At 39.4% G+C, this 24,440-nt stretch carries 21 protein-coding genes and 3 tRNA genes; 8 read left to right on the plus strand and 16 right to left on the minus strand.

Going from position 1 to position 24,440, the window contains the following annotated elements:
* Nucleotides 1-32: 32 nt before the first annotated feature.
* From rapA to AY606_RS02425, 3 genes are all read right to left on the minus strand, one after another.
* A complete protein-coding gene (gene rapA, locus AY606_RS02415) occupies nucleotides 33-2,870 on the minus strand; it encodes an RNA polymerase-associated protein RapA (RefSeq protein ID WP_067864139.1) in 2,838 nt (945 codons plus the stop codon).
* A gap of 144 nt (nucleotides 2,871-3,014) precedes the next feature.
* Nucleotides 3,015-3,659, minus strand: coding sequence for an RluA family pseudouridine synthase (locus AY606_RS02420; protein ID WP_067864141.1), 645 nt, complete (start codon nucleotides 3,657-3,659; stop codon nucleotides 3,015-3,017).
* 129 nt (nucleotides 3,660-3,788) lie between these two features.
* Nucleotides 3,789-4,499: an acyl carrier protein gene (locus tag AY606_RS02425; RefSeq protein ID WP_067864144.1), complete on the minus strand. Its 711-nt coding sequence runs from the start codon at nucleotides 4,497-4,499 to the stop codon at nucleotides 3,789-3,791.
* A 237-nt stretch (nucleotides 4,500-4,736) separates the two neighbouring features.
* Here AY606_RS02425 and AY606_RS02430 point away from each other — a divergent pair, with 237 nt between their 5' ends.
* Entirely contained in the window at nucleotides 4,737-5,159 is a 423-nt protein-coding gene (locus tag AY606_RS02430) for a hypothetical protein (protein WP_155858097.1), read from the plus strand.
* Nucleotides 5,160-5,378: 219 nt separating this feature from the next.
* Here the strand turns inward: AY606_RS02430 and AY606_RS02435 are convergent, their stop codons facing one another.
* The 4 genes from AY606_RS02435 to AY606_RS02450 all read right to left on the minus strand — a co-directional run bounded on the left by AY606_RS02435 (nucleotide 5,379) and on the right by AY606_RS02450 (nucleotide 8,814).
* Nucleotides 5,379-5,795 carry a GlcG/HbpS family heme-binding protein gene (locus AY606_RS02435; protein WP_067864148.1) on the minus strand — a complete coding sequence of 139 codons (417 nt, stop codon included), beginning with the start codon at nucleotides 5,793-5,795 and terminating at the stop codon, nucleotides 5,379-5,381.
* A 77-nt stretch (nucleotides 5,796-5,872) separates the two neighbouring features.
* The gene (hemL, locus tag AY606_RS02440) at nucleotides 5,873-7,174 is read right to left on the minus strand and encodes a glutamate-1-semialdehyde 2,1-aminomutase (RefSeq protein WP_067864151.1); all 1,302 of its coding nucleotides are present in this window, start codon (nucleotides 7,172-7,174) and stop codon (nucleotides 5,873-5,875) included.
* Nucleotides 7,175-7,213: 39 nt separating this feature from the next.
* Nucleotides 7,214-7,834: a thiamine phosphate synthase gene (gene thiE / locus AY606_RS02445; RefSeq protein ID WP_067864154.1), complete on the minus strand. Its 621-nt coding sequence runs from the start codon at nucleotides 7,832-7,834 to the stop codon at nucleotides 7,214-7,216.
* Between the two features lie 596 nt (nucleotides 7,835-8,430).
* On the minus strand, nucleotides 8,431-8,814 hold the full coding sequence (locus AY606_RS02450) for an Mpo1-like protein (protein ID WP_067864157.1): 384 nt from the start codon (nucleotides 8,812-8,814) through the stop codon (nucleotides 8,431-8,433).
* Between the two features lie 271 nt (nucleotides 8,815-9,085).
* On the opposite strand from AY606_RS02450, the gene AY606_RS02455 reads away from it, so the two are divergent.
* Both AY606_RS02455 and AY606_RS02460 read left to right on the plus strand, forming a co-directional pair.
* Nucleotides 9,086-10,546, plus strand: coding sequence for a CYTH domain-containing protein (locus AY606_RS02455; protein WP_067864159.1), 1,461 nt, complete (start codon nucleotides 9,086-9,088; stop codon nucleotides 10,544-10,546).
* A 162-nt stretch (nucleotides 10,547-10,708) separates the two neighbouring features.
* Nucleotides 10,709-12,169, plus strand: coding sequence for a CYTH and CHAD domain-containing protein (locus AY606_RS02460; protein WP_067864162.1), 1,461 nt, complete (start codon nucleotides 10,709-10,711; stop codon nucleotides 12,167-12,169).
* A gap of 33 nt (nucleotides 12,170-12,202) precedes the next feature.
* Here AY606_RS02460 and AY606_RS02465 read toward each other — a convergent pair whose 3' ends face one another.
* On the minus strand, nucleotides 12,203-12,835 hold the full coding sequence (locus AY606_RS02465; protein WP_067864165.1) for a hypothetical protein: 633 nt from the start codon (nucleotides 12,833-12,835) through the stop codon (nucleotides 12,203-12,205).
* A gap of 109 nt (nucleotides 12,836-12,944) precedes the next feature.
* Between AY606_RS02465 and AY606_RS02470 the strand changes: the two genes are divergently transcribed.
* Together AY606_RS02470 and AY606_RS02475 are read left to right on the plus strand one after the other, a co-directional pair.
* A complete protein-coding gene (locus AY606_RS02470) occupies nucleotides 12,945-13,340 on the plus strand; it encodes a DUF3144 domain-containing protein (RefSeq protein ID WP_067864168.1) in 396 nt (131 codons plus the stop codon).
* A gap of 121 nt (nucleotides 13,341-13,461) precedes the next feature.
* Nucleotides 13,462-14,526, plus strand: coding sequence for an amidohydrolase family protein (locus AY606_RS02475; protein WP_067864171.1), 1,065 nt, complete (start codon nucleotides 13,462-13,464; stop codon nucleotides 14,524-14,526).
* A 132-nt stretch (nucleotides 14,527-14,658) separates the two neighbouring features.
* Here the strand turns inward: AY606_RS02475 and AY606_RS02480 are convergent, their stop codons facing one another.
* Both AY606_RS02480 and AY606_RS02485 read right to left on the minus strand, forming a co-directional pair.
* On the minus strand, nucleotides 14,659-17,430 hold the full coding sequence (locus AY606_RS02480) for a M16 family metallopeptidase (protein WP_067864174.1): 2,772 nt from the start codon (nucleotides 17,428-17,430) through the stop codon (nucleotides 14,659-14,661).
* 138 nt (nucleotides 17,431-17,568) lie between these two features.
* Nucleotides 17,569-18,390: a PhzF family phenazine biosynthesis protein gene (locus AY606_RS02485; RefSeq protein WP_067864177.1), complete on the minus strand. Its 822-nt coding sequence runs from the start codon at nucleotides 18,388-18,390 to the stop codon at nucleotides 17,569-17,571.
* A gap of 215 nt (nucleotides 18,391-18,605) precedes the next feature.
* Here AY606_RS02485 and gloB point away from each other — a divergent pair, with 215 nt between their 5' ends.
* Nucleotides 18,606-19,337: a hydroxyacylglutathione hydrolase gene (gene gloB, locus AY606_RS02490; RefSeq protein ID WP_067864180.1), complete on the plus strand. Its 732-nt coding sequence runs from the start codon at nucleotides 18,606-18,608 to the stop codon at nucleotides 19,335-19,337.
* A 21-nt stretch (nucleotides 19,338-19,358) separates the two neighbouring features.
* On the opposite strand, the gene AY606_RS02495 is transcribed toward gloB, so the two are convergent.
* Entirely contained in the window at nucleotides 19,359-19,631 is a 273-nt protein-coding gene (locus tag AY606_RS02495) for a hypothetical protein (protein WP_067864183.1), read from the minus strand.
* Between the two features lie 496 nt (nucleotides 19,632-20,127).
* On the opposite strand from AY606_RS02495, the gene AY606_RS02500 reads away from it, so the two are divergent.
* Nucleotides 20,128-20,331 carry a hypothetical protein gene (locus AY606_RS02500; protein ID WP_067864186.1) on the plus strand — a complete coding sequence of 68 codons (204 nt, stop codon included), beginning with the start codon at nucleotides 20,128-20,130 and terminating at the stop codon, nucleotides 20,329-20,331.
* Nucleotides 20,332-20,488: 157 nt separating this feature from the next.
* Here the strand turns inward: AY606_RS02500 and AY606_RS02505 are convergent.
* The 5 genes from AY606_RS02505 to AY606_RS02525 all read right to left on the minus strand — a co-directional run bounded on the left by AY606_RS02505 (nucleotide 20,489) and on the right by AY606_RS02525 (nucleotide 23,238).
* Nucleotides 20,489-20,573, minus strand: a tRNA-Leu gene (locus AY606_RS02505).
* Nucleotides 20,574-20,610: 37 nt separating this feature from the next.
* A tRNA-Trp gene (locus AY606_RS02510) sits at nucleotides 20,611-20,684 on the minus strand.
* Nucleotides 20,685-20,717: 33 nt separating this feature from the next.
* Nucleotides 20,718-20,802, minus strand: a tRNA-Leu gene (locus tag AY606_RS02515).
* A 104-nt stretch (nucleotides 20,803-20,906) separates the two neighbouring features.
* Nucleotides 20,907-21,737 carry a protein kinase domain-containing protein gene (locus tag AY606_RS02520; protein WP_249409207.1) on the minus strand — a complete coding sequence of 277 codons (831 nt, stop codon included), beginning with the start codon at nucleotides 21,735-21,737 and terminating at the stop codon, nucleotides 20,907-20,909.
* Nucleotides 21,727-23,238: a DUF3336 domain-containing protein gene (locus AY606_RS02525; RefSeq protein ID WP_067864192.1), complete on the minus strand. Its 1,512-nt coding sequence runs from the start codon at nucleotides 23,236-23,238 to the stop codon at nucleotides 21,727-21,729. The genes AY606_RS02520 and AY606_RS02525 overlap by 11 nt, the downstream gene beginning before the upstream one ends.
* Before the next feature lie 186 nt (nucleotides 23,239-23,424).
* Between AY606_RS02525 and AY606_RS02530 the strand changes: the two genes are divergently transcribed.
* Nucleotides 23,425-24,297, plus strand: a complete 873-nt coding sequence (locus AY606_RS02530; protein WP_067864195.1) for an ATP-binding protein — start codon at nucleotides 23,425-23,427, stop codon at nucleotides 24,295-24,297.
* The last annotated feature ends 143 nt before the right edge of the window (nucleotides 24,298-24,440 follow it).

The raw sequence follows: 24,440 nt of genomic DNA on the forward strand, positions 1-24,440 counted from the left end.
CCCGAAGGTGCTTTTTAAAACAAGTCTCAAAATTATGGTTTAACCACCACCAGCACTTGAATGGCTTCTGGTGTTACTGATAAACCATCTAGCAGGCTAATGCCTTCTGATTGAAATTTTTGTAAGCGTGCAATTTCATCTTCACGAATACTTGGATTAAATTGTTTCAAGTAAGTTAAACGGTCAATTTCATATTGCCACTTATTGCCATACACTTCTCTGGCTTGTTGTTTGAAGTTCGGCAGTGCGGTTTTAGCAATATCAAGCGCTTGTGTATAACGCTCCTCAATCACATCACGGCGAGCTTTCACCACCTGACGGCAGCTATTACTATCTAAATGATGCAAATACGGTTTTAAAATACTTGGATCAATCTTGGCAGATAAATCCTGACCGGTTTCGCTGAGCAATACGCGAATCAACTGCTGTGGCAAGCTGGAAGGCAGATTCAATGCTTTTGGTGCAATGACATCTACTTTAAACCACACTTCTAACAATAAAGAACCCTGTTTCAAGGCATTGGATTTTAACAGTGCGACGTTGGTGCTACCAAATGACTGGGTATTAATCATTTCCATCACACTTTCAGTGAATGGATGTTCCAGCGTTAAGTATTGCGCATCTTCACGGATTAAAGCCTGATCACGATAGAAAGTCGCGGTCATACCTTCTTCATCAAGAGACAAGCCTTGCACCTGCATTTGATCGGTTGGCTTGATGATTACCGTACCATTGCTTTGTTCATCAAAATCGATGTTTGTTGATGCCATGAAGCGCTTCATAAACATAGGCAAAGTGGTGTTGTCATCGTAGTTTTCAAGCGCTTGAACAATTTCTTGCGCCACAATTGGACGACATGAGTTGTATTCAAGCAAACGGTCACGACCTTGCTGCAATTCTGTTTCCAAGGCTTCACGCTGAACACTGACTTCTTCAAGCAAATCTTCAAACTGTTGTCCTAAATCAGCCAATAAACAGCCTTTTAATTTAGCAATGAAGTTTTCTTGTAGCGTTTGCGCAGTGGGCGAAATATTGCTGAAGATATTTAAACCTTCGTTATACCAGCGGAACATACGCTCTTGCGCCGTACCAACCAAATAAGGCACATGAATTTGAATACGGTTTTCTTGACCAATACGGTCTAAACGACCAATACGTTGTTCTAAAACATCCGGATTTGCAGGTAAGTCAAACAGAATGAGGTCAGAGGCAAACTGGAAGTTACGTCCTTCTGAACCAATTTCAGAACATAATAAAATTTGCGCACCATAAGACTCTTCTGCGAAATAAGCGGCTGCTTGGTCACGCTCTAAAAGGCTCATGCCTTCATGGAACATGGCAGTACGAATACCCGCATGGAGACGAAGTACATTTTCCAAAGCTTCAACCACGGGACCACTACGCGCGATGAGCAACACTTTTTTGTGTTTAAGCTCGGTACGCAGCATTTCCATCAGCCACATCACACGTGGATCATGTTCCATCCAAGCACCATCAAGCTGCGCTTCTTCAGGCCACATTTGTTCACGTAACTTGCCGTCTTTCGACCATTGAGCAGGTGCCGGTAACGGTGCAGGTTGACAGTCACGACCAGGAAAACCTCGAATGGCTTCACGAGTATTACGGAATAAAATACGACCAGTACCATGACGGTCTAACAATTCATGAATGGCACGGAAACGCTGTTCTGGCTCATCCTGAATACTATGACCCAATAAGCCTTCAATCGCAGCCAAATGGTCTGGCTCCAAAGGCAGATCCGACATCAGCACTTCAGCAATTTTTGCCGTGTGGTGATATTGCTCTTCTTCATCCAAGAAGCGATCAAGCGAACTAAAACGCTGCGGATCAAGTAGGCGTAAACGGGCAAAATGGCTTTCTACACCCAACTGTTCAGGTGTTGCGGTAAGCAATAATACGCCCGGCGTTTTTTCAGCAAGTTCTTCAACAAGGTCATAACGGTCGTTACCACCTTCTTCTTCACTCCACATCAGGTGATGTGCTTCATCGACGACAAGAAGATCAAAACCGGCTTCTAAAGCCTGTTCACGTAAATCTTCGTGATCGACCATCAAATCCACACTGGCAATAATGCATTGCTCAGTCAGGAATGGATTTAAATCTGGATCATGTTCTTTAATAGACGCGGTACGGGTCAAATCAAACAATGAGAACTGTAAATTGAAACGGCGACGCATCTCAATCATCCACTGATATTGCAGTGAATCTGGCACTAAAATCAGGATACGGTCAGAACGACCGGTTTTAAGCTGCTGATGAATGATCAAGCCTGCTTCAATGGTTTTACCCAAGCCTACTTCATCTGCAAGTAAAACACGCGGTGCAAAACGCTGACCGACTTCATGTGCAATATAAAGCTGATGGGGAATCAGACCCACACGCGCGCCAATCATGCCACGCAATGGACTGGATTTCATATTGGCTTGCATCATCAAGGCTTCAATACGAAGGTCATACCATTCTTTATAGTCCACTTGACTGGCAAGCAAACGGTCCAGCGGCTTTGAAAGCTGAATCTGTGCGCCAACACGGGTTTCATTTAAAGCTTTGCGTTCTTCAGTACCATCTTCCAGGGTGCGAATTACGTTATAACGAACTACGCCATGACGGTCTTCAAAAGACTCAACCAGCCACTTGGTGCCTTCCTGATCCTGCAATTCATCTTTAATGTTAAAAACAATACGCGATAAAGGTGCATTGTTACGTGCGTAAACACGTGTTTCATCACTCTTCGGGAATAAGATGCTAACCGATCGTTCATCTACATCAATGAGAACCCCTAATCCAAGCTCTGTTTCTGTATCTGATAACCAACGCTGACCAATAGCAAACTGATGCAATTTTTCCACCTTTATCTAAAAATGAGGACACTTATTTTCACGATCAAAACCTGATGAGTATTTGAGCAAGAAAACAGGTCTTTAAGCAATATATTTTGACATAAAGCCCACTAAAAAGTGCGCAAAACCGATGACGATTAAAAAGTTTTTACCTTAAAAAGGAACAGGATAATAAAACTCTACCCGCTCCTGTGTTTGGGGATGATAAAAACTCAAGTGTTCAGCATGCAAGCACAGTCGAGGAATCAACTGTTGCTGTTCTGGTGTGGCATATAAAGTGTCACCGACAATCGGATGACCGAGATACTGCATATGTACACGAAGCTGATGTGAACGACCTGTAATGGGAGTAAGTTTGACACGCGTTACCGCCTGTCCTTGAATTTCAAAATGCTCGATGGCTTGCCAATGCGTTAACGCAGGCTTGTTGTGATCTGGAGCTGCAATATGTAAAGGCGGATGTTCAGGATCGTAAATTACCGGTACATCAACCGTGCCTTCGCCCTCAAGATGTCCGGCAACGACCGCTTGATAGGTTTTCTCGGTTTGGCGTTCCTGAAACTGACGGGAAATGGTTTTTTGTCCCCATTTGGTCAGGCCAAACACCAGAATACCAGAAGTATCACGATCAAGACGATGAATCAGTAAGGTTTGCGATTCTATTTTTAATAATCGGTTGATCACGCAATCTTGTAAATCTTCAGTTTTACCGGGAACGGTGAGTACACCTGCAGGTTTATGGATCACCATAAAATCTTCGTCACGATGGATCAGGTGTTCGGTTAGAAAATTACTCAATGTTCAATTCCAAGCGGATCGCGAAAACAAGCCGGCAATGATAGAAAGCTTGGCGCAGAATTACAATGCACAATACCGGAATTGGCGACGGATTTTCCGATTTTGCTCAAAAATTATTTTAATCTCGTGTTATGAACGTGCGGATTGCAATATAAAACCCGCCAGTTCATGCATAGAAGCATGTTCTAAAACATCTTCATATTGCACATTTGCACCATGCGCGCGCCAAATGCCGGCCAAAGTGACAATGGCGATAGAATCCAAACCGTATTGTCTCAAATCGACAGAAGGATCAATTTCAAGCGCATCCATGTTCAACTGCTCTGCAACAGCAAGCATAATTCCCTTGGTTGAAATTACATATTTTGACGGTGCAGTTAAATCACATAGCCGAGCCAAACTATAGCTAGACATGTGATGCAGACCTTGTGCCGAGATATTTTCAATCCACTGAATATGCTGGTCTTGATTCGACAATAAAATCGCATCATCAACCACACAAATTTGCTCGGAGACACTTTGTAGATGCGGCAAAATCTGCTTGAGCATCGGACTCACCTGCCCTGCAAATACCATTTGTGGATTCGATGATGCATATTCACCGAGTTGTTGCATTCCCTGTATCAAATCATCACCATACAAATCAACAATTGGAATGTCTAATGCTTTGGCTTTATTGCTGATCTGGATTAGATTACTCAGCAAATCAGTGTCTTGAATTCCGGCCTGCATTCGCAAATTTTGCAATCCAATAAGTACCAATACTGAATTTGCAGCAGCAAGCTGCCATTTGGCTTGAGAGGGTGCAAGTTGGATTTTTTTGGGCATGGGGTAAAGCATGGGAGATTATTTATCTAACATTTACATAGTTAGACCATGCTAGCTTAGATTGATTTGTTTAATTGATAAGCTTCTCAAGTAACCGAAATATTTTTTAATATGAATTTCGTATAACGAACAGTATTATTAAATGGAAGTTTTTTAGCCTAGCCAATTAAACAATAAATTATACTAAACTAGCTCTTATGACTTAGTATCTAAATCGATAAATGCATGCTAAATATAGGATTTAGTTCCATGAAAATAAAAGGTTTTCTTTTAAACCAAAGTCCAGTATTTTTTGATGGGAATGCATATATTTTCAAAAATCCGCCTACGATAAAAATAAAAAAACTCTGGAGTATGTGTAATAGAAATTTTAGTGATCTTACTAATAAAAACTATCCCGAGGTAATTCAATTAGTTTTTTCTAAATATAAAGTGAATGAACAGACAAGCTCATTTGATTCCACAGGAAAAATATTAGAGTTTGATATTTCATGCTCTATGTATGATTGTTTGGCATATGAAGAAACTGAGGGATTCTTCGATGAGTGTGATTGTCCCCCCCCAGAGTTTTGGATTGCTTATATTCCAAAAGAATATTTAGATATAGCAAATTTAGGTGTAGAAATATCTATGAGCGGAAGCTTGCAATGGATTCAACCATTCCTAGATTAGATTTTTCTTTTTATTCGTTTATAAGTTTTTCTAAAATCAACATAATAAAATTTATAGAAAATATCTTATTAATTTAATATAAATCAATCGTTTAAATTTCAATAACAAAGCCCAATTAAAAAATATTGGGCTTTGTTATTGAAATTTCACGCTCAGCACTTAATTTTCGTAAAACTTAAGATAACTTTACTCAGTTAAGCTTGTAATTTTTTATTTGAATTAGCTCGTCTGCGCCAAAAACTTCTCAATCGCCTGTTGTGCAATCTCCGCATCTTCAAAGGATTTCACCCCGGAAACACCCATCGCCCCAACCAACTGCCCTTGATACAAAATCGGCTCGCCACCTTCCAGCATGCCAGAAAAACTGTCCATAGTCAGAAAACCCATTTGACCGCCCTTAATAATATCTTCAAAAAGCTTGGAAGGACGACGGCTCATGGCCGAACACTTGGCTTTTTCTATTGCCAAATTTGCAGTCATCGGTGCTGCGCCATCCATACGCTTCATGACTAATAAACTCCCTGTTTCATCTACCACAGCAATACTGACATTGAAACTGTTCTGAATCGCATATTGATGGGCCTGATCTAATAGAAACTCAGCATCGCTTAAAGTCAAATAATGTTTGGTTTGCATCCGTCTTTTTCCATTTTCAAAATCTATATAAAAAAACCCGAACGAGTTCGGGCTTGGGCTAATTTATACTATAAATATTAAGCTTTCATTTCGGCAAAGGTTTCTTTGGCAGCTTGAATCGTATAAGCAATATCTTCATCACTATGCGCTGCTGAAATAAAGCCTGCTTCAAAAGCAGATGGTGCAAGGTTCACACCACGGTCTAACATGCCATGGAAGAATTTACGGAAGGCAGCAACATCACATTTCAACATTGAATCAAAACTGGTGATGTCTTCTTGATCTGTGAAGTACAACCCAAACATACCGCCCACTTGTTGCGTCTTAAATGCAACACCCGCTTCTTTCGCAACTGCTTCCAAACCTGAAAGTAACTTAGCAAGTTGGGCAGTTAAATTTTCATAGAAGCCTTCAACACGTAAATGTTTGAACATTTCTATACCGGCACGCATCGCCAACGGATTACCTGACAATGTCCCCGCTTGATAAACTTTACCCAGTGGCGCGATGCATTCCATCACTTCACGTTTACCACCAAAAGCACCCACCGGCAGACCTGCACCGATGATTTTACCCAATGTGGTTAAATCAGGGGTTACGCCATAATGCGCTTGCGCACCGCCAAGACCGACACGAAAACCGGTCATGACTTCATCAATAATAAACACCGCCCCATGTTCATCACATACATCACGGATTGCTTGCAGGAAACCATCAATCGGTTTCACCAAGTTCATGTTGCCTGCAACAGGTTCAACAATGACACCGGCAATTTCATGACCAAATTTTGCAAAGCATTCTTTTAAAGTAGCAATGTCATTGTATGGAAGCGTCAGCGTATGCTTGGCAAAATCAGCAGGCACCCCCGCAGAAGTCGCTTCACCTTCACCGCTGGTCAACATACCTGAACCTGCTTTGACTAAAAGCGAATCTGAGTGACCATGGTAACAGCCTTCAAATTTTACAATCTTGTCACGACCGGTATAACCGCGTGCCAGACGAATCGCGGTCATGGTGGCTTCGGTACCTGAATTGGTCATACGAACCAACTCAATGGACGGCATAATTTCACAAATAATATCCGCCAATGTGGTTTCATGAACGGTTGGTGCACCAAAGCTTAATCCATCAACCGCTGCTTCTTGAACGGCTTTAATAATCGCTGGATGTGCATGACCCAAAATCATCGGTCCCCATGAACCCACATAATCGACATAGCGTTTACCATCAACATCGAACAAATACGCACCTTTGGCTTTTTCAATAAATACAGGCGTACCACCCACCCCATTAAACGCACGTACCGGGGAATTCACTCCACCTGGAATATGTTTACTGGCTTGTTTGAACAATTGTTCTTGCTTTGGAGATAAGCTCATGAAGGCACTCGACTAAAAATTAAATCTATCAAAAATATTTTATGCTGTAGCTTGAAAAAGCGCAGACCATTCATCTAAACGTTCAGGAATGGCATACATGGGAAGTCCCAATATATCACTAATCACGGCGCAATAATCTGCACCTGATTCAATGACTTCTCTGGAATTTTCGACCGTTAAACCGCCAATTGCACAGAGGGGTACATTGAGTTTTTCTTTGGCCAGTTTTAAGGTCTCCAAGCCAATGTTACCTGCTTCTGGTTTGGTATCGGTGGCATAGATTGCACCAAATGCCACATAATTTGCACCCTCTGCAATCGCCTGTTCAGCCAGCTCAAGCGAGTTATTGCAGCTGCGGCCTATTAACACGCCTTGAGGCAAACGTGCAACAGCATCAACAATAGAACCGTCACCCTGCCCCAGATGCACACCTACCCCGTATTTGACCGCCATTTCAAGATCATCATTAATCACGAAAGGTACACCGTATTCAGCACACATGGCTTTCATATACTCGATTTCGTAAATTTGGTCTTCTTTGGCGACTTTTTTACGACGGTACTGCAACACCGCAATGCCACCATTGGCCATTGCACCTTCCAACTTCGCCAATAAAACCTCTACAGGATCATCATTAGTAATTAAATATAAACCGCGCATAAAAAACTGCCAAAACGAGAACTGTCTTATTATATGCATATCAACAGCGAGATTCAGCGCATATCATGCAAATACAAATGAATTGCTAGCGGTAAATTCTCAAAAAATTGGCAGTTGATCATCATTTTCATATTTTTTCTGATCAAGTAAAAAACATCTAGTTTTATTGATCGATCATATGGACATTAAAACGATTTAATTCGTCTTAAAATAACAGTCAATAAAATATAAAAATTACAACAACGATCTGACTTTCTAATCCATTTTTATAAAACGCGCTATGGGAAGTAAAGACACGATTAGAGAGTAGTATCTATATTTCAATTCAGATTTAAATTCAGATTTAAATTCAGATTTAAATTCAATTTAAATAAAGCCATAAAAAAAGCCCGGAGAAAGGTCGCTCCAGGCTTGGAAAACTTAAAAATTACATGGTTTATTCAATCCGAGAAAGGAATTAAATAAGCACAACATCATTAATAGAATATTCGCTCTTTTTTTGCAAGTCTTAGCGGTTTAAATTTTGTATTATTTTACCTTTTAGTCAAATTTTGTTTTTAATTGTGCAACGATTATTGCCTAAAAATTTAAATCCATTAACTTGGGATTTTATCCAGTGACCGATCATTTAAACTCAAATTTCCGCGTAGCACATCAGAGAACATACGCCAATCCGAGATAAAGCTATACAGCGGTTGCTTAAAACTGGCAGGTTTATTCTTCTCAAACATAAAATGCCCCACCCATGCACAGGCATAACCAGACAATAAACCATAAGCCAAATATTTTGGTTTCCTGTGGCGAATTGCCTGAGTAAAGAAATATACACCGACGCTGCTTCCAAATACATGCAAACGGCGACTGGTAATATTGCGATGCTCGGTCAAATAAAACCGATAAAATTCATGATAGTCTTGAATCGGAAGCTGAAATTCCGGTTCTAGAGGATGTTCGAATTTTAGCTTTACAAGTCCATTCATTGTTATGATCCCGATTATTTTTATTTACGTTAGCGTATATTTTGTCCAAATAAAAGCTTTGTTTGTTATTCGTTTTTGTTCATTTCAAAAGCGCTTACTTAAGAATTGCCTCGTCAAGTCTTACATCAAAAATCATTTTCGTTACAATCGAGGACTTAAAATGCAGAATACAATTCCAGCGCTATAAAAGAACAGATTTCATAACGCATTTGTACCGTAAAGAGGACGTATTTCATTGCTGAAATAACGTCAGAAATTAGGATGAAAGATCATGGTCGAAGTTGAATTAAAATTTCAAATTCCTGAAACAAGACGTAATGCTTTACTGAAAGCTTTAGATCCTAAAAAATCGGAAATGATTCAACTTAAAGCAAAATATTACGACACTGAAGAGCGCCTGCTTTCCCAACATGGTGTTGCCCTACGCCAACGGCTGGAAGGTACACGTTGGATTCAAACCTTAAAAGCTGCCGGGAAAAGTCATTTACACCGCTTTGAGCATAATTATGACCTTGGGGAATTTGAACAGGCGCCACAGCTTGATTTAAGTATTTATGAGGATGATGCTGAAGCACAGCAAATCTTAAAAAATGCTTTAGGCGATTCACAAGAGCCACTTAAATTACAATTTGAGACGGATATTCAACGCACCTTCCGCGTGATTCAGTTCCAAGAGACTGACATTGAAGTCAGTCTAGATGTGGGTGAAGTACGAACTGAAACTGCGCAAAATGCAGTGCATGAAGTCGAATTTGAACTTAAGGCAGGTTCTGTACAATCACTGTTGGCCTTCAGCTTTGAATGGGTTAAAAAATACCAGCTCTGGCTCGATGTTCGTAGTAAAGCCGAGATCGGTAATCTTTTGGCGACGACTCAAAAAGTTAGTCCAACAAAATCAGCCAAAGAATTCACTTTAAGCAAAAAAGACCCAGCCAATAAAAATTTACGTTTATTGATTGCTCAACAATTACAGCATTTACTGCCTAATATTGCCGCTATTTCGGCGGTGGTTTCTGAAAAAGAACATATTCAGCAAGCGCAAATTGCTCTAGATCATTTGAATTTGACGCTATCGTTATTTAAAGACTGGAATGAGGCTGTCTCAGACAAATGGGCCATGCAACTCGGTGCATTCAAGCAGCAATTTGATCATTTGCAGCATTTGGAACATATACAGACGACTTTGGGAGCTTTTTTACAGAACCCCAATACCGCATCAAATTTAACTAAAGATATTCTATATGCCAAAGAAAAGTTATCTAATTTGGTTCGCTCAACTCAAAATGTGCATCACTATTTAGAATTACTCATGTTTAGTTTAGACACTGAAGAAAAGACTCAGGATCATGACTTGAAATGGTTTGCGCAAAATACCTTGCAAAATCAATATAAGCAATTACAAGACAGTTTAACCAGTGCAGACATTACTGATTTTGAAAGCTTGGATAAATTAGCCACTAAAATTCATGAATTGAAATTTAGTTTTCCTATTTTAACTTCTATTTATGATGTCAAAAATTTACAGAAATACAGTAAAGCTTTAAATGATGCACAACTTGCCGCAAGTGAATATCAAATTTTGGCATCCTCTGCGGATTATATTCAGCAAACTGAACTTGAGGCCAGTGACTGGTTTGTATTGGGCTGGCTGACAGCCAAACAGGAAGTTTATGCACAGAATTTACTTGAAGCGACAGAACAATTTTTAATCAGTCGTAAATTCATTAAGTAACAGGCAAAATTAAAGCGTAGCGCAGGATATTTCAACAATTGTTATGAAATATCCTGCATAGACTTTGCTTAATTTCGCGCAAAACTCCACTACTCTTTTTTGCCGTCTGGCTTAAACTCGAAGTCATCACAACTTTGATTGTAAAGTATCAGGAGTTTTAACATGCTCGAAGTAGAATTAAAATTTCAGATTCCTCTATCACATCAAAAACAAATTCATCAATTATTTTTGTCCAAAAATGCTCGTCCGATTTCTTTATCTGCACAATACTATGACACGCCCGAACGGCATTTAGCCCAACACAATATTTCATTGCGTCAGCGTCTTGAAGACTCGCACTGGATACAAACGTTAAAAGCTCCCAGCAGTCACAACCTAGAACGTTTTGAATTAGAGGTTGATTTAGGTGAGGTAGATCAACCTGAATTAGATCTCAAAATTTATCATGCTTATCCTGAAGCAAAAAAGTTGCTGCAACAGGTATTAGGCAAACAGGTTAAAAACCTAATCAAGCAATTTGAAACGGATGTCGAACGTCTGGTTTATGTGGTGCATTATAATTGTGCAGAAATTGAAGTCAGTTTAGATCGCGGCGAGATTCGCCATGATGATCAGTCATTAGCGATTTACGAGATTGAATTTGAGCTTAAACAAGGATCTATACAAGACTTAATCAAATTTATTCAACCCTGGGTCAAACAATATCATTTATGGCTAGATGTCAGAAGCAAAGCGCAACGTGGAGATTTACTTGCCCAGGATTTAAAAATTTCACCGGCCCAGTTTGCAAGTCCCTTACAGTTAAATCAAAAAGATTCCATAGATAGTGCATTAAAACAGATCGTCAATAATGCCTTGCGCCATCTTTTACCCAATGCTTCCGCCATTTCTTCAGAATACTATAGTAGCGAGCATGTTCATCAAACTCGTGTCGCGATTCGCCGTTTAAGAAGTGCCTTACGTGTTTTCGGCGACTGGTCAACAGATGTCGATCCTGATTGGCAAGAACAACTAACGACCTTATTTCGTCAACTCGGTTCAACCCGAGACCGCGATGCTTTAAGCGAAGGGCTTTTACCTCAGCTTGAAGCAGCTGGAGCACCGTTTGTGCAACTGCCAAACCTCCCTGAAGAAAACAGCATTCCGATTGATGCATCTTTACGCTCTGCTAATTCGGTTCACTTATTATTGGCTTTACTACAACTCGTGCATCAGCCTTGCGCAAAAAAGCAAAAGACCACATTAAAAAAAGATATCGCAAAAAAACTTCAGAAATTGCATCAACAAATTTGCAAAGATGCCGCTCAATTTTTAGAACTGGATATTGAATCACGGCACCGTACCCGTAAACGGATCAAACGCTTACGTTATTGCGTCGAATTTATTGCTTCGCTCTACCCAAGCAAAGATGTAAAAAGTTACTTAAAAGATTTAAAACCTGCTCAAGAAAGCTTGGGCCACTATAACGATTTAAATGTGGCTGAGGCTATGTTTCAAGACATTGTCAAGCGGAAGCAAAAAGCATGGTTCATCTTGGGCTGGATTGCAAATGAGAAAAAATACACCCTGCAACAAGCTCAAGAACATTTAGACACTTTTTCTAAAACCGAGACTTTCTGGTAAGAGGAAGATAATCTTGATTAATGTCACACCAGATTAGCGATATTTACCAAAAATCTTCCAGGTGTCATTATCCGCCAAGGGATCGCTATAACTGTCATTACGTTGTTTACGTGGCTTATCCCGGGCATCGACCAATTCAAAATGTGGCTCGGTACTGAGTACAATGCCATTCACATAAAATCGGGTACGCGTGTATTCACTTTGCCCATGCTGGAACACATAAGTACGCAAATCAATAAATTCACGGTGTGCAACCAGGACAGCGGTATCATCACTGTCTAGCCACAGTCTCATGGCTTGAATTTGCTCTGGCTCAAATTGCCCGCATTTATCGATCAGACTCGCTATGCCACGAAAAGTTTTCGACTCTTTGGCACGGGTTTTATTAATCCGGATTCGATCCACATGAAAATAAAATAACGGTAAATTTAAATGACTGGGTAAATGAACCGCATCGAGGGTTTCATCCTCCATAAAAGGTTGAAACAGATCTTGCGCCCTCTCAATCAGGCCCGTCCATTGTCGGTAATATTCTGCGACTTCTGACTTCGAGCCATAATAAATCGGCAAGCCTTCCACATTGGCCAAGTTTGCAGGTGGCCAAATGTTTTGACGTAATAAGGCAATGTCACTTTTTAAACTTTGTACCGCAATGGCATCTTGCATTGGATTATCCATTTTCACGCTTAGGCTATTTTTAGATTAATCCAAAGGTTTAGTTTCTGCAAGGCTTTGCCTATAATATGCCATTAGATCGTTTTTGCAGGAAAAGTTCATGGTTCAAAAGATTGAAGCAACAGATGTCACCGAAGAAGAAGCGTTAAATGCTGTTTTTTTTGAACGTGCTGATGAATTTATCAAACAAGCCAATGAGTTTTGTCGGGTTGAAAAAGGTTCACAAGTGAAACCTGCTGAAATGCGCGGTCAAGTCAGTGCTGCAATGCTGTTTGGTACTGCTCGCTTTAATACCTGGGTTGCAGCAAACAACTTTAAAGATGGCAATGAAATGCGTGATGCCAAAGACCAAGTTATGTCTTACATCATGCAGCAGTTTCAGATGATGCTTGAAGACAACTATGACGAATATTGTGAACAGTTTGAAAACTATCTTCGCTTCCGTCATAACGAAGAATTTCATGCCAATAAGCATGATCCTGAGCATAAACACTGATCAGTCGATTAAAAGCCCGAAAGGGCTTTTTTTACGCCCCTCTTTTTGGATAAAAGGTCATTCAAAGCCATGCCACTTTGCAGTATGGTGATAACAGAGAGCTGCTGAATTAAGGAAAAATATGCAACAACTGGACTTTGCAATTATTGACTCGCACATTCACCAATGGGATCCGTATAACACGCCCCATGCAGCGGCTTTGGCAGTTAAATTATTGGGCAAGCATCCTTATCTGCTGGATAAATTTATACGTCTGGTGAAGTCAGATGATCTCATTGAAACGGTCGGACTCACCAACCATATTACCGCGCCCTATTTACCTGAAAATTATATGCAAGATATTGGACATTATCAGGTCGAACAGGTGATCCATGTAGAAGCCAATTGGCATAAAAATAAAGGCAAAGGGGTGATAGGCGAAACAAAATTTATTGAATCTCTGCCTTTTAACCAAGGGACGGTGAAACTGGGCGGTATTGTGGCCACAGCAGATCCACGAGATAGTAATTTTAAGAAAATTTTACAGCTACACCAAAAGGCCTCACCGCGTTTTAAAGGCATTCGTAAAATGGCCGCGGTGCATGAAGACAAGGATATTCATGCCTGGGCAGATGAACCCCATTTATATCTGAATAAACAATTTCTTAAAGGTTTTGAGATCTTAGCGCAAAATAATTTGACCTTTGATGCCTGGGTTTATTCAACGCAATTGAATGACCTCATTTCCTTAGCCAAACAATTCCCTGAAACCCCGATTGTGCTAGATCATTTTGGAACACCTGCGGGAATTTTCGGTCAAGTCGGAACACTGACCGGACTAACAAAAATAGCCCGTGAAAACATTTTCATGCGTTGGCAAGAAGATATTGCCGAACTTGCTATGTGCCCAAATGTCTATACCAAGATGTCAGGCTTGTTAATGCCTGTTTTAGGCCATCAATTCCATAAGCAAGATCGACTCGCCAACAAACAGGAAATTTATGATTTAGCCATGCCACTGATTAGCCATGTACTCAACTGTTTCGGTACATATCGGGTGATGTTCGCTTCCAATTTCCCGATGGATCGTGTCAGCTCATCATTGGTGAATATTATTGATGCCTTTAGTGATGCAGTTGTCGCCTATGACCCGAATGCCTTAGAACAAGTCTTTCATCACAATGCGAAGCAGTTTTATCATTTATAGTTTTACTCAATTCAGCAAAATCTAAAAACCTCTCCCTTTGCGAAATAACATTTCTTAGCTTTCTAAAAGGAAGAAGTTTTAGTGCCCCTTTTAAGATGAGAGGTACTCATATATAAAGGTTTAAATTAAGAATTATGACTTGTTTTGTGCTTTCCCATATTGATCCGCCATAACTTCAACCAGCTGATCCAGCTTGATATATTTTTTGATCACGCTATCAACATCAGCTTTGGTCAATTTTGCTAGCGCCTGATCACGTTTTTCACGAAACAATAGGTCACGATCACGTTCCAATTGTGGCGTTAACATTTGATGAATATTGCGCTCATCTTCCAAAGCCGTAACACGTTTTTTCAGGATATTGGCTTTGGCTGCTTCCAGTTCTTGGTCTGTTACCCCTTTCGTTAGCAAGTCATTTAAAACTTTACGCACGCCTTGTGAAACTTGAGCCGATTTACCTGCCGTGTAATTGGCTTCAATGGTTAGCGCACCTGAATCAATCCAGTCATCCAGTTCGACATTACTGCCAAAACCATAAACCAGGGCATTTTTTTCACGTAATTCTTGTGCTAAACGTGAAGAGAGTTGTGAGTCACCTAAAATATAGCTGAATACGATTAACGCTGTAGCATCGGCATGATTTGCACCGGCTGGAAAAGTCAAAATAGATTGATAACTGCCGAACTCACGTTGTTCGGATAAAGTATGAATTTTCTGTGCCGGATAGGCTTGATAATCAGAACTTAGACGTTGATATGGTAGTTGTGCTTTCCAATCACCAAATTCCTTTTGAACTAATGTGAGCATGGGTTGGGCTTGGTAATCACCGGTAATCGCGATTTGTGCGTGATTGCTAATGAAGAAATCCTGATACAATTTCTTCACTTGCTCAACCGTTGCAGCTTTAATTTGTTGCTTGGCAAGATCAGGCTCAAAATGGTAACGCAAATCACCGGGTTGATAGGTTTCAAGCAGTCGGGTCATGGTCAGCGCCGCAACAGTTTCAGGCTCGGTATAAGGACGATCCAATGCAGATAAAGTTTGCGATTTAATCAAATCAAATTGTGACTGTTCAAACTTCGGCTTTTTCAACACCTGCAGCATAAATTTAAAATAATCATCAAACTTTTCTTTTTTCGCCACAATCTGAATGGTAATACTATTGGCTGATGCAGTTGCAGTGGCGCCACCACCGGCTTCAATTGATTTATCGGCAATATCTTGCAAGCTATATTGGTCTGATCCACGTAATAATAAATACGCCATCAGATCAAGGACTTCACCTTTATTAAACAGCGATTTCTCCGTACCGAAATCGACAGAAATGGTGGCATAGGTTTTGTCATCACGGGTCGATGTTGGATACAACGCGTATTTAATTCCATTCTTTAAGCTGCCGCGTTGAATTTTCTTCTCAGTATCAACTAAATACTGTTTCGAGGTTTTAACATATTCAGCAACCTCTTTTTTATATTCACTGCTATCTTTCAACGGCTCTTCTTTTACATCGCTTTGATCAAGCGTTTTAGGCTGATCAGCTGGCTGTTTTTGCTCTAATGCTTTTTTCTGATCTTCAGGTGTGGGTGTGATATCCCCTGAAATACGATGTTCGGGCACTAAGAACTGGGTTAAAGTTTGATTGACTTCAGAGAGGCTCAATTTTTTAACATTATCCAGATCAGTAAAATATTGTGACCAATTGCCTTGATAAGAGACGTAATAATCACTCAAACGTCCGCCCAAAGCTGTGGCATTACTCTTGATGTTGTCTGCCTGATTCTGAATCAGATTTTTGACCCTATTCAGCTCGGTTTCATTAAATGGCTTGCTTTTTTCTACTCCTGACACCAATTCAGATTGGACTTTCTTCGCATCATCATTTGGGGCATAAATAGCACCCATGAAAACCAGATTGAAGTCCTGATCTAACCAGGTCGTAGATTGAACTCCGGTACTTACACCTGTTTCCACCATACTTTGGTAGAGATGTCCACTTGGCTGCATGGTATATAAAGACGGTGCTAAGGCCAGTGCAGATTTGATCTTTTCATTTTTGCCATTCAGATAAATATTGAATTTAGCCAGATCACTGCCCTTTTGTACCAGAAAGTTTCTGTTCTTAATTTTGGCTGAATCAAGAACAGGAACTTTAATCTGTGCTGGAACTTGGCGTGCCGCAATTGGGCTGAAACGCTTATCAATCTGTTTTAATACTTCTGCTTTATCAAATTTACCTGAAATCACCATGACTGCATTATTCGGTGCATACCAAGTACGGTAAAATTTATTCAGCTCACCCATTTTAATAGACTGTAATTCGTTTAGGTCTCCGATCGGTAAACGCCCCAGATATTGATTGCCATAAGCCGACTTCCACATTTGATCCATCAGGACCGAAAAAGGTTGGTCCATTCGAACTTCACGTTCCCGTTTCACAATTGAAATTTCAGAAGGTACAAACTTTTCTTGCAGCACCAGTTTATCCATTCGTTCCGCTTCGAGAGAAATCACTTCATTAATGGCACTCTGTTCTGGGCGAATAATATTGGTATATTTAGTCGAGTAATAATCGGTGCTGGCATTGGTCATTAAGGTGTATTGATCCAGACGGCGCTGGAATTCTTCGCCTTTGATATTTTGCGTGCCTTTAAATGCCAAATGTTCTAATAAATGCGCCAATCCCCCTTTGCCTTGTGGATCATTGAGTGAACCTGTGAGATAGACGGTATTCATAAATACTTTATTTTCTTTGTCATTTTGCGCAAGTAATATGCGCAAACCATTATCTAATTTATATTCCTCAATCTTCTGTTGCGATTTTACTAAAACAGGCTGTGACCAAGCGGTTGCGCTAAAGCCAACCAATAATAAAGAGATGGTAAGTTGTTTAAACCGCATTAACATAATTATTCCAATTTTATTCAACACTATGAATTTTTATCACCCACGCCATCTTAGAAAATGCATTTGAGTTTTAGTAGTAGTTTTTTGAAAAAACAGCCGTTTATTTCAACGGCTGTGTAGCAAATTTATTTACATATTTTATAGATACAGCTCTGCCTGCATATACAACTTTGCATAACCTGAAATTTCGATGCGCTCATTTTCAAGTATCACACAATACAATTCACCACCCCGTTTTGATGCCTGATAAGCCAAAATTTCACTTTTACCCAGTTTTTCAGCCCATAGCGGTGCAATGGCGGTATGAATTGAACCGGTCACCGGGTCTTCATCAATGCCATTGGCAGGCGCAAAATAACGTGAAACACAATCATATTGCTCAGCTTGTGCAGTCAAGGTTAAATCCATACATGTTCCTTGCGCTGTAATTGCCGTACGAATGCGCCCCAATTGTTTGAGCAATGCCAGATTTGGAGTTTCATCAACAACATCTTGCGGATTTTCATATTCCACAATATAGGCTTGGCTATTCAAATAGACATTTTTAAAGGGCTTGCTTAAAGCTTGATTTAAAATTTCAGGATAACTTTCAATTTTCTCTGCACGGCGAACAGGAAAATTCATTTTGATTTTGCCATCAGCTGCTTCTGTGACCACAAAAACGCCCAAATTTTTCACATGAAATTGGATGACTTTTGCCGAGGTAAAATCTTTAAACAGCACAAAACTGCTGGCTAATGTGGCATGTCCACAAAAGTCCACTTCTGTGGTTGGGGTAAACCAACGGATTTCATAATTCTCTGCATCAATGATTTTCACAAAGGCGGTTTCAGACAAATTGTTTTCCAATGCAAGATTCTGCATCAAAGTTTCATCTAACCATTGCTCAGTCACAATCACAGCGGCAGGATTTCCCTTAAACAGCTCATGGGTGAACGCATCCACCTGATACATTTTCATCTTCATTTACCTGATTTTATTTGCGGTCATTTTACCAATTGAAAACTTGGATATAGAAAAAGAATTAAAAATAATTTTATCGATCATTTTTACAAAATACAGATAGTTATTACTTTATTGAAATTAAGTTTTATGATGGATTTGCAACCTTCTACTGGCAAAAAATCGACATTAACGATAGCTTATTGATATCTCTCTCATTGATCGCCTATCTCATGACTTTTCAAATCCATATGATTGATGTCAAAAATCAACTACAAAACTATATTTGGTTATTGGAACATACGCCGACTAAGCAAGTTGTCGCAATTGATCCCACTGAAGCGCATTTGGTAGAGGCATATTGTGCAGAAAACAATTTAAAGCTAAGTCAGATCTGGCTGACCCATTGGCATAAAGACCATACCGGTGGTGTACCTGAGCTTTTGCTCAATCGTAATATCCCGGTCTATGGTCCACGTGAAGAATTAAGTAAAGTTCCTTTTATCAGCCATCCCCTGCAACACGAAGCTCATATTACTTTCCACGATTTAGATATAGAGGTCATTGCCGTACCGGGGCATACCTTAGGACATATCGTCTATTTTATTGATGCTTTAGATGTTCTTTTCTGCGGCGACACCCTGTTTGCGATGGGCTGTGGTCGGGTCTTTGAAGGCACATATGAGCAAATGTATCACTCACTTAATCGCTTAGCTGCTTTACCTGCCCGAACCAAAGTTTATTGCACCCACGAATATACCCTTTCCAATGCAAAATTTGCATTGCACGTGGAACCGGACAATCTGGCGATTCAACAGCGTTTCGAAAAAGTTGAAACTCAACGTATGCTCGGTCAATGTACACTACCGAGTACTATTGAATTGGAGTTGGACACCAATCCGTTCTTAAGGGCTGAAAGCGTTGATGAATTTCAACGTCTGCGAGAGTTAAAAGATGATTTTTAATATGAGGCAAATATAGAAGGTTTATAAAATCTGATGTGTTTGCGCATAAGCATCTAGCTCAATTTGACTCACCACACGAGTCATATTCATTTCATCAACCCGAACCAAGAGCAAACCACCTAAAGCAGGTTGATAACGTCGGGCACTGCCAAAAGGCGTATAAGACACATTTGATTGTTCCGCAAAGACCAGCCAATCTTCATGTCCTAACATGACAGCAACAGGGACTAAATCTTGTTGCTGCATATTTTGAATTTGATTCAATACATTTTGTTCAATTGTGTCTATCGTCATTTCAATATAATCATCATCTTAATAAACATTACACATCTGCCAGAATTCAAAAATCCCTCGGCATGGCGGAGATACAGTTTATCTTATCTTTTTTTAATATCGGAAGCATTGTGATTTTTTTTGACTCATTTTTAGTCGCTTATAAAATGATAATGATTTCCCGCTTCAGCTCAGTATTTCTAAATAATCCTCCAAAGACAGCTCAAATATAAATACATTTAAGCTACATTGAAAATTGTGTATAAATATTTCCACCTTTAAAAACCCAAACAATCAATAAATTTTTATATAAATCAATTTCATAAGAACAATTATCTCAGTATTTGGTTAAATTTTGACTTCGATTTTAGATATTATTTGGTCTTTTTAAGCATAAAAAATATACGTAATATTTATTTTATAAAAAACAATACAAAGCGACCCTTTAAAAAAAAACCTGCATCCCTATTATTAATTTAATACTGTAATGTATCCAATATACACAAGGAGTTCTCTCGTGAAGAAAGTTGTTAAGGCAAAAAATTTAATTGCGTTTCGCATTTGGCTAGAAAAATTAGGATATTCAGTAAGAACATTAACCGATAATCGTGGCTTCACTTTTAGTTTTAAAAAAGAATATGGCTTAGTTACCTGTGATTTGGCCGGTAATTCACTGGCTATGCAACTTGGTGAAGAATTCGAGGATCACCTAAAAGCTTAAAAATATATTTCACGTTTGAATCGAGATAAAAACAACCTATTTAAAATATATTTTTAGAAATAACTTTTGAAGCCCTCTTTTGGGCTTTTTTATTTTATCTTTCACTTTTTTCCAGACAATAAAAAAGCAAGGTAGAAACCTTGCTTCAATATCTTGATGGTGGGGACGGAGAGACTCGAACTCTCACACCTTGCGGCGCTGGAACCTAAATCCAGTGCGTCTACCAATTTCGCCACGTCCCCATCAGGGTACTAACATAGTGTTAGATTTTTTAAAACTTGGCAGAGGATCAAGGACTCGAACCTTGACGAACGGTTTTGGAGACCGTCATGCTACCATTACACCAATCCTCTACAGCCTTATTACCAAACAAGTTTGATAATAATTGGTGGGGACGGAGAGACTCGAACTCTCACACCTTGCGGCGCTGGAACCTAAATCCAGTGCGTCTACCAATTTCGCCACGTCCCCAATGGCTGTGTATATTATAGAGATCGTTTCCTGATGACAAGACCTTTTTATGAAAAATCCACTTGTTTGTTTAAATAAAAAACAAAAGTGGTTTTTTTGTATTTTTATTGAACATTTTCAGTGAGTAAGCACTGTTTTACAGTGTAAATATCGGTAAATCTTCGCTCTTTTTGCTTTGCCAACATCCCCGATAAAAGCTTTTTAAATATTAATAAATGTTCTGGAAGTTCAATTCTTAAACGCTGGCAATGTAAATATGCCCAATCTTGATAATTTTCTGCAGTTAAACGCTGCCCTGTAAGCCACTCATAAAAAATAATCCCTACAGCATAAATATCAGTTTGTATGGTTTTTTTTGCTGCATGAAAAAGTTCAGGTGCCATATAGCGTGGAGTTGCGGTCAGGCTTTGCATTTTTTGGGATAAATTGACTTTTTCAACCTGTTCAAAATCAATCAAACATACGCGCTGCTGGTATTGAACAAAATGCTCTCGCTTTAAATCGGCATGAATCCAGCCAAGCTGATGTAATTGATCCAATACATCGAGTACTTTTAACAGCGTCTTTTTAATCTCATTTAGCGACATATCAGAACAATCACTAAAGAATGATTCAGCATGACTTAAAATCAAAATAGGGCTTCTCCCCGACTCCGCTTGCCTATCAGTTTTTAAATGAGCAATCACTTGAAAGGGTAATAAAAAATCAGGCATGAGGTTGGAAGAACTGCGTTGCTCTACAAATTGCTGATAAAAAGCCAACTCATTTAAAAACCCTGCTTCATAACTTTGATTTGTGCTGAGTGCTTGAGTTTTTAACCAGTAGTGTTGCTGCTGATGTTCAAAGGTATATAAAAAACGCCCAAAAGTTAGACTTTTAGGCTTAGTTTTAAGTATTAAGTTTAATGAAGAAAAATCTTCCTTTTTAAACTGCAATAAATTCTGCGGCTTTTTGCTCTGGATCATGTTTATAATTTAAAATTTCCAAACAATGCTGGATGGTTTTCCCTACCCGGGCATGCATTTCAATTGAAGATATCTTAGGCCACGTCGCCCGCTCACCTTCACGTTGTAATAATTTGAACAAATATGGTCGCGGGTTCTGAAACATATAACTGTAGTGTCGCAAGCTATAATCACCGACAATATTTAAATCGCCATAATAACCTTGATCAATCACACCAAAACCATGATCAAGCAATCGTCGAACCGGGGGGATTTTTCCAACCCGATCACGGGTAAAGTCCATAATGCCTTTGCTAATCACCTTCCCCTGACGACGAATAATCCGTTCTGGCCAACTCAACAGATCTCGACGGTGACGTTCTGCATCACTTTGCATAAACGGCACAATATGAGGATTAACCTGACTTGCGATGGTGTAATTTAAATTATACAGTCTTGCCATTTTTTCTTGAGGGAAATCACTGCGTACACTGCCATCTACCCAACGTGTGTCTGCCATATAAGGCGTTAATTGACCATTTTGACGTTTACTGGTCAATTTAACCGGTGGAAATAAAATAGGAACTGCACAGGAGGCCAATACTGCACTCCAAACCAGCAAATCTGGCGAAGTATAGGCATTCAAAATCCGGGCTTCTTGTGAAGCATCATACGGGGCAACAGCCACATTAATATGTAAGCCAGAGATTTTAAATGCTTCTTCAAAGGTCACATCACCCAAATTTTCAATCAAGAATTTCTTTAGGTACATCACATCGGCAAAACCACCGTTGCCCTTTAAAATTTCGCTAAATTTACGAAAATGAAAAGCTTCACTAAAAAAGTTCTCACCATTTAAAAGACCTGAAATATCTGACGGTTTTGAAGTTCCCAACATGGCCGTCATAATTGCACCCGCGCTCGAACCAGATAGCACTTTTGGCATTAAATCTTGTTCAAGCAATGCCTTACATACACCTGTATGAAACAATCCCAACGTCGCACCACCTGAAAACATGATAGCAGGCTGGCCGTACGCCTTTTTACAATGCTGAAAAAATTCAATTTTTTCAGCAAGACATAAACAAGAACAATTATCTGAAGCAATGTAGGCCAGACTTTCACTGACTTCTTCCACATAATCTTCTATGATTTTTTTCGTTCCCACATATGTGGCGGTAAATAACATCGGATTTGCAATATTGGCGATATCATAGGTTAAACCTTCACGTAATATATACATGATATCTTCAGTACGTTTCTGGAAACGATAGCGTTTTAACCGGCTTAATCGCTCGGCAATAATTTCAGCATCAAAATAAGGTGAACAGTTATCATATTTCCATTCTTGCGCACCGGTTTCTTCATCTATTTCTAATGCTAGGCTTTTCCATTCTTCATATGTTTCAGCTGTTTCAAGTTGGCGCTTTAATTTTTTTATGCGATAGGCTTGATGTGGATTAATATCCTGTGTGAAATCTTTAAATAGCATATCTATCCCTCAAACACTTTCATTATTATTTGCATCTTATGATAGGTTATCATACATGACATTGACAGAATACTCGGTGGAATATCGGTGCAAAAATGTCTATTGTATTAGCAAATCATGACTAATTCATATACAGTTCTTCAGTAAAACCACCCTTTTACTTTTACACGTATAAGCTGAACAATCATGGCAACAATTGATTTACCTGATCATATCTTACAAGCACTTTCTACTGTACTCCAACAACTACAGCAAAATTTACCAGAACTGAAACAAGAAACTGACTTTTCAGCATCTGCTTATAAATGGCAAGACAAACAATTAAAAGCCATTCAACAGCCTAAAAAAATGTATTTGAATGATTTAAAAGGTATTGAAAGACAAAAAGAAAAAGTGATTCAAAATACTCTGCAATTTCTGAAGGGTTTGCCGGCTAACGATGTTTTACTTACCGGCTCACGTGGTACAGGTAAATCTTCCATTGTGCGCGCCCTACTTACTCAATATGAAGCAGAAGGTTTACGTTTAATTGAAATTGAACGTGATGATTTGTCTGACCTTCCTATCATTCAGAAGCTGATTGAAAACCGTCCGGAAAAATTTATTGTCTATTGTGATGATTTAGCCTTCAACGCAGAAGATGAAAACTATCGCAGTTTAAAAAGTGTTCTAGATGGCTCATTACAATCCGGTTCAAGTAATTTTATTATTTATGCCACCAGTAACCGCCGCCATTTACTGCCTGAGTTTATGCATGAAAACACCCCAATAACGCGTGTAGATGTGCCGCAATATACTGAGCTTCACCCACAAGAAGCGATTGAAGAAAAAATTTCACTTTCTGACCGTTTTGGCATGTGGCTGTCATTTTATCCAATGGATCAAAATTTGTATTTAGAAATTGTTGAGCATTATTTATCAAAGGCCAATATGCCAATGGATGAGTTTACCCGTGCTGAGGCGTTACGCTGGTCTCAGGCTCGTGGACAGCGTTCGGGGCGTGCAGCCTATCAGTTTTCAAAACACTGGATTGGTTCGCAAAAATTGGCATCGTTTTAAGTCATCACTATTTAGCCATTTTTAATACCTTCATAAATACCGAAATAAAGATCTAAACTTCACCTCAAGATAACGTTTAATCTTTATTTCAGTCATTACACTTTGCAAAAAATTCTGGATTATTTATTCTTTTAGATCTTTCC

Source organism: Acinetobacter sp. SFB (assembly GCF_001647545.1).
Taxonomy (GTDB): Bacteria; Pseudomonadota; Gammaproteobacteria; order Pseudomonadales; family Moraxellaceae; genus Acinetobacter.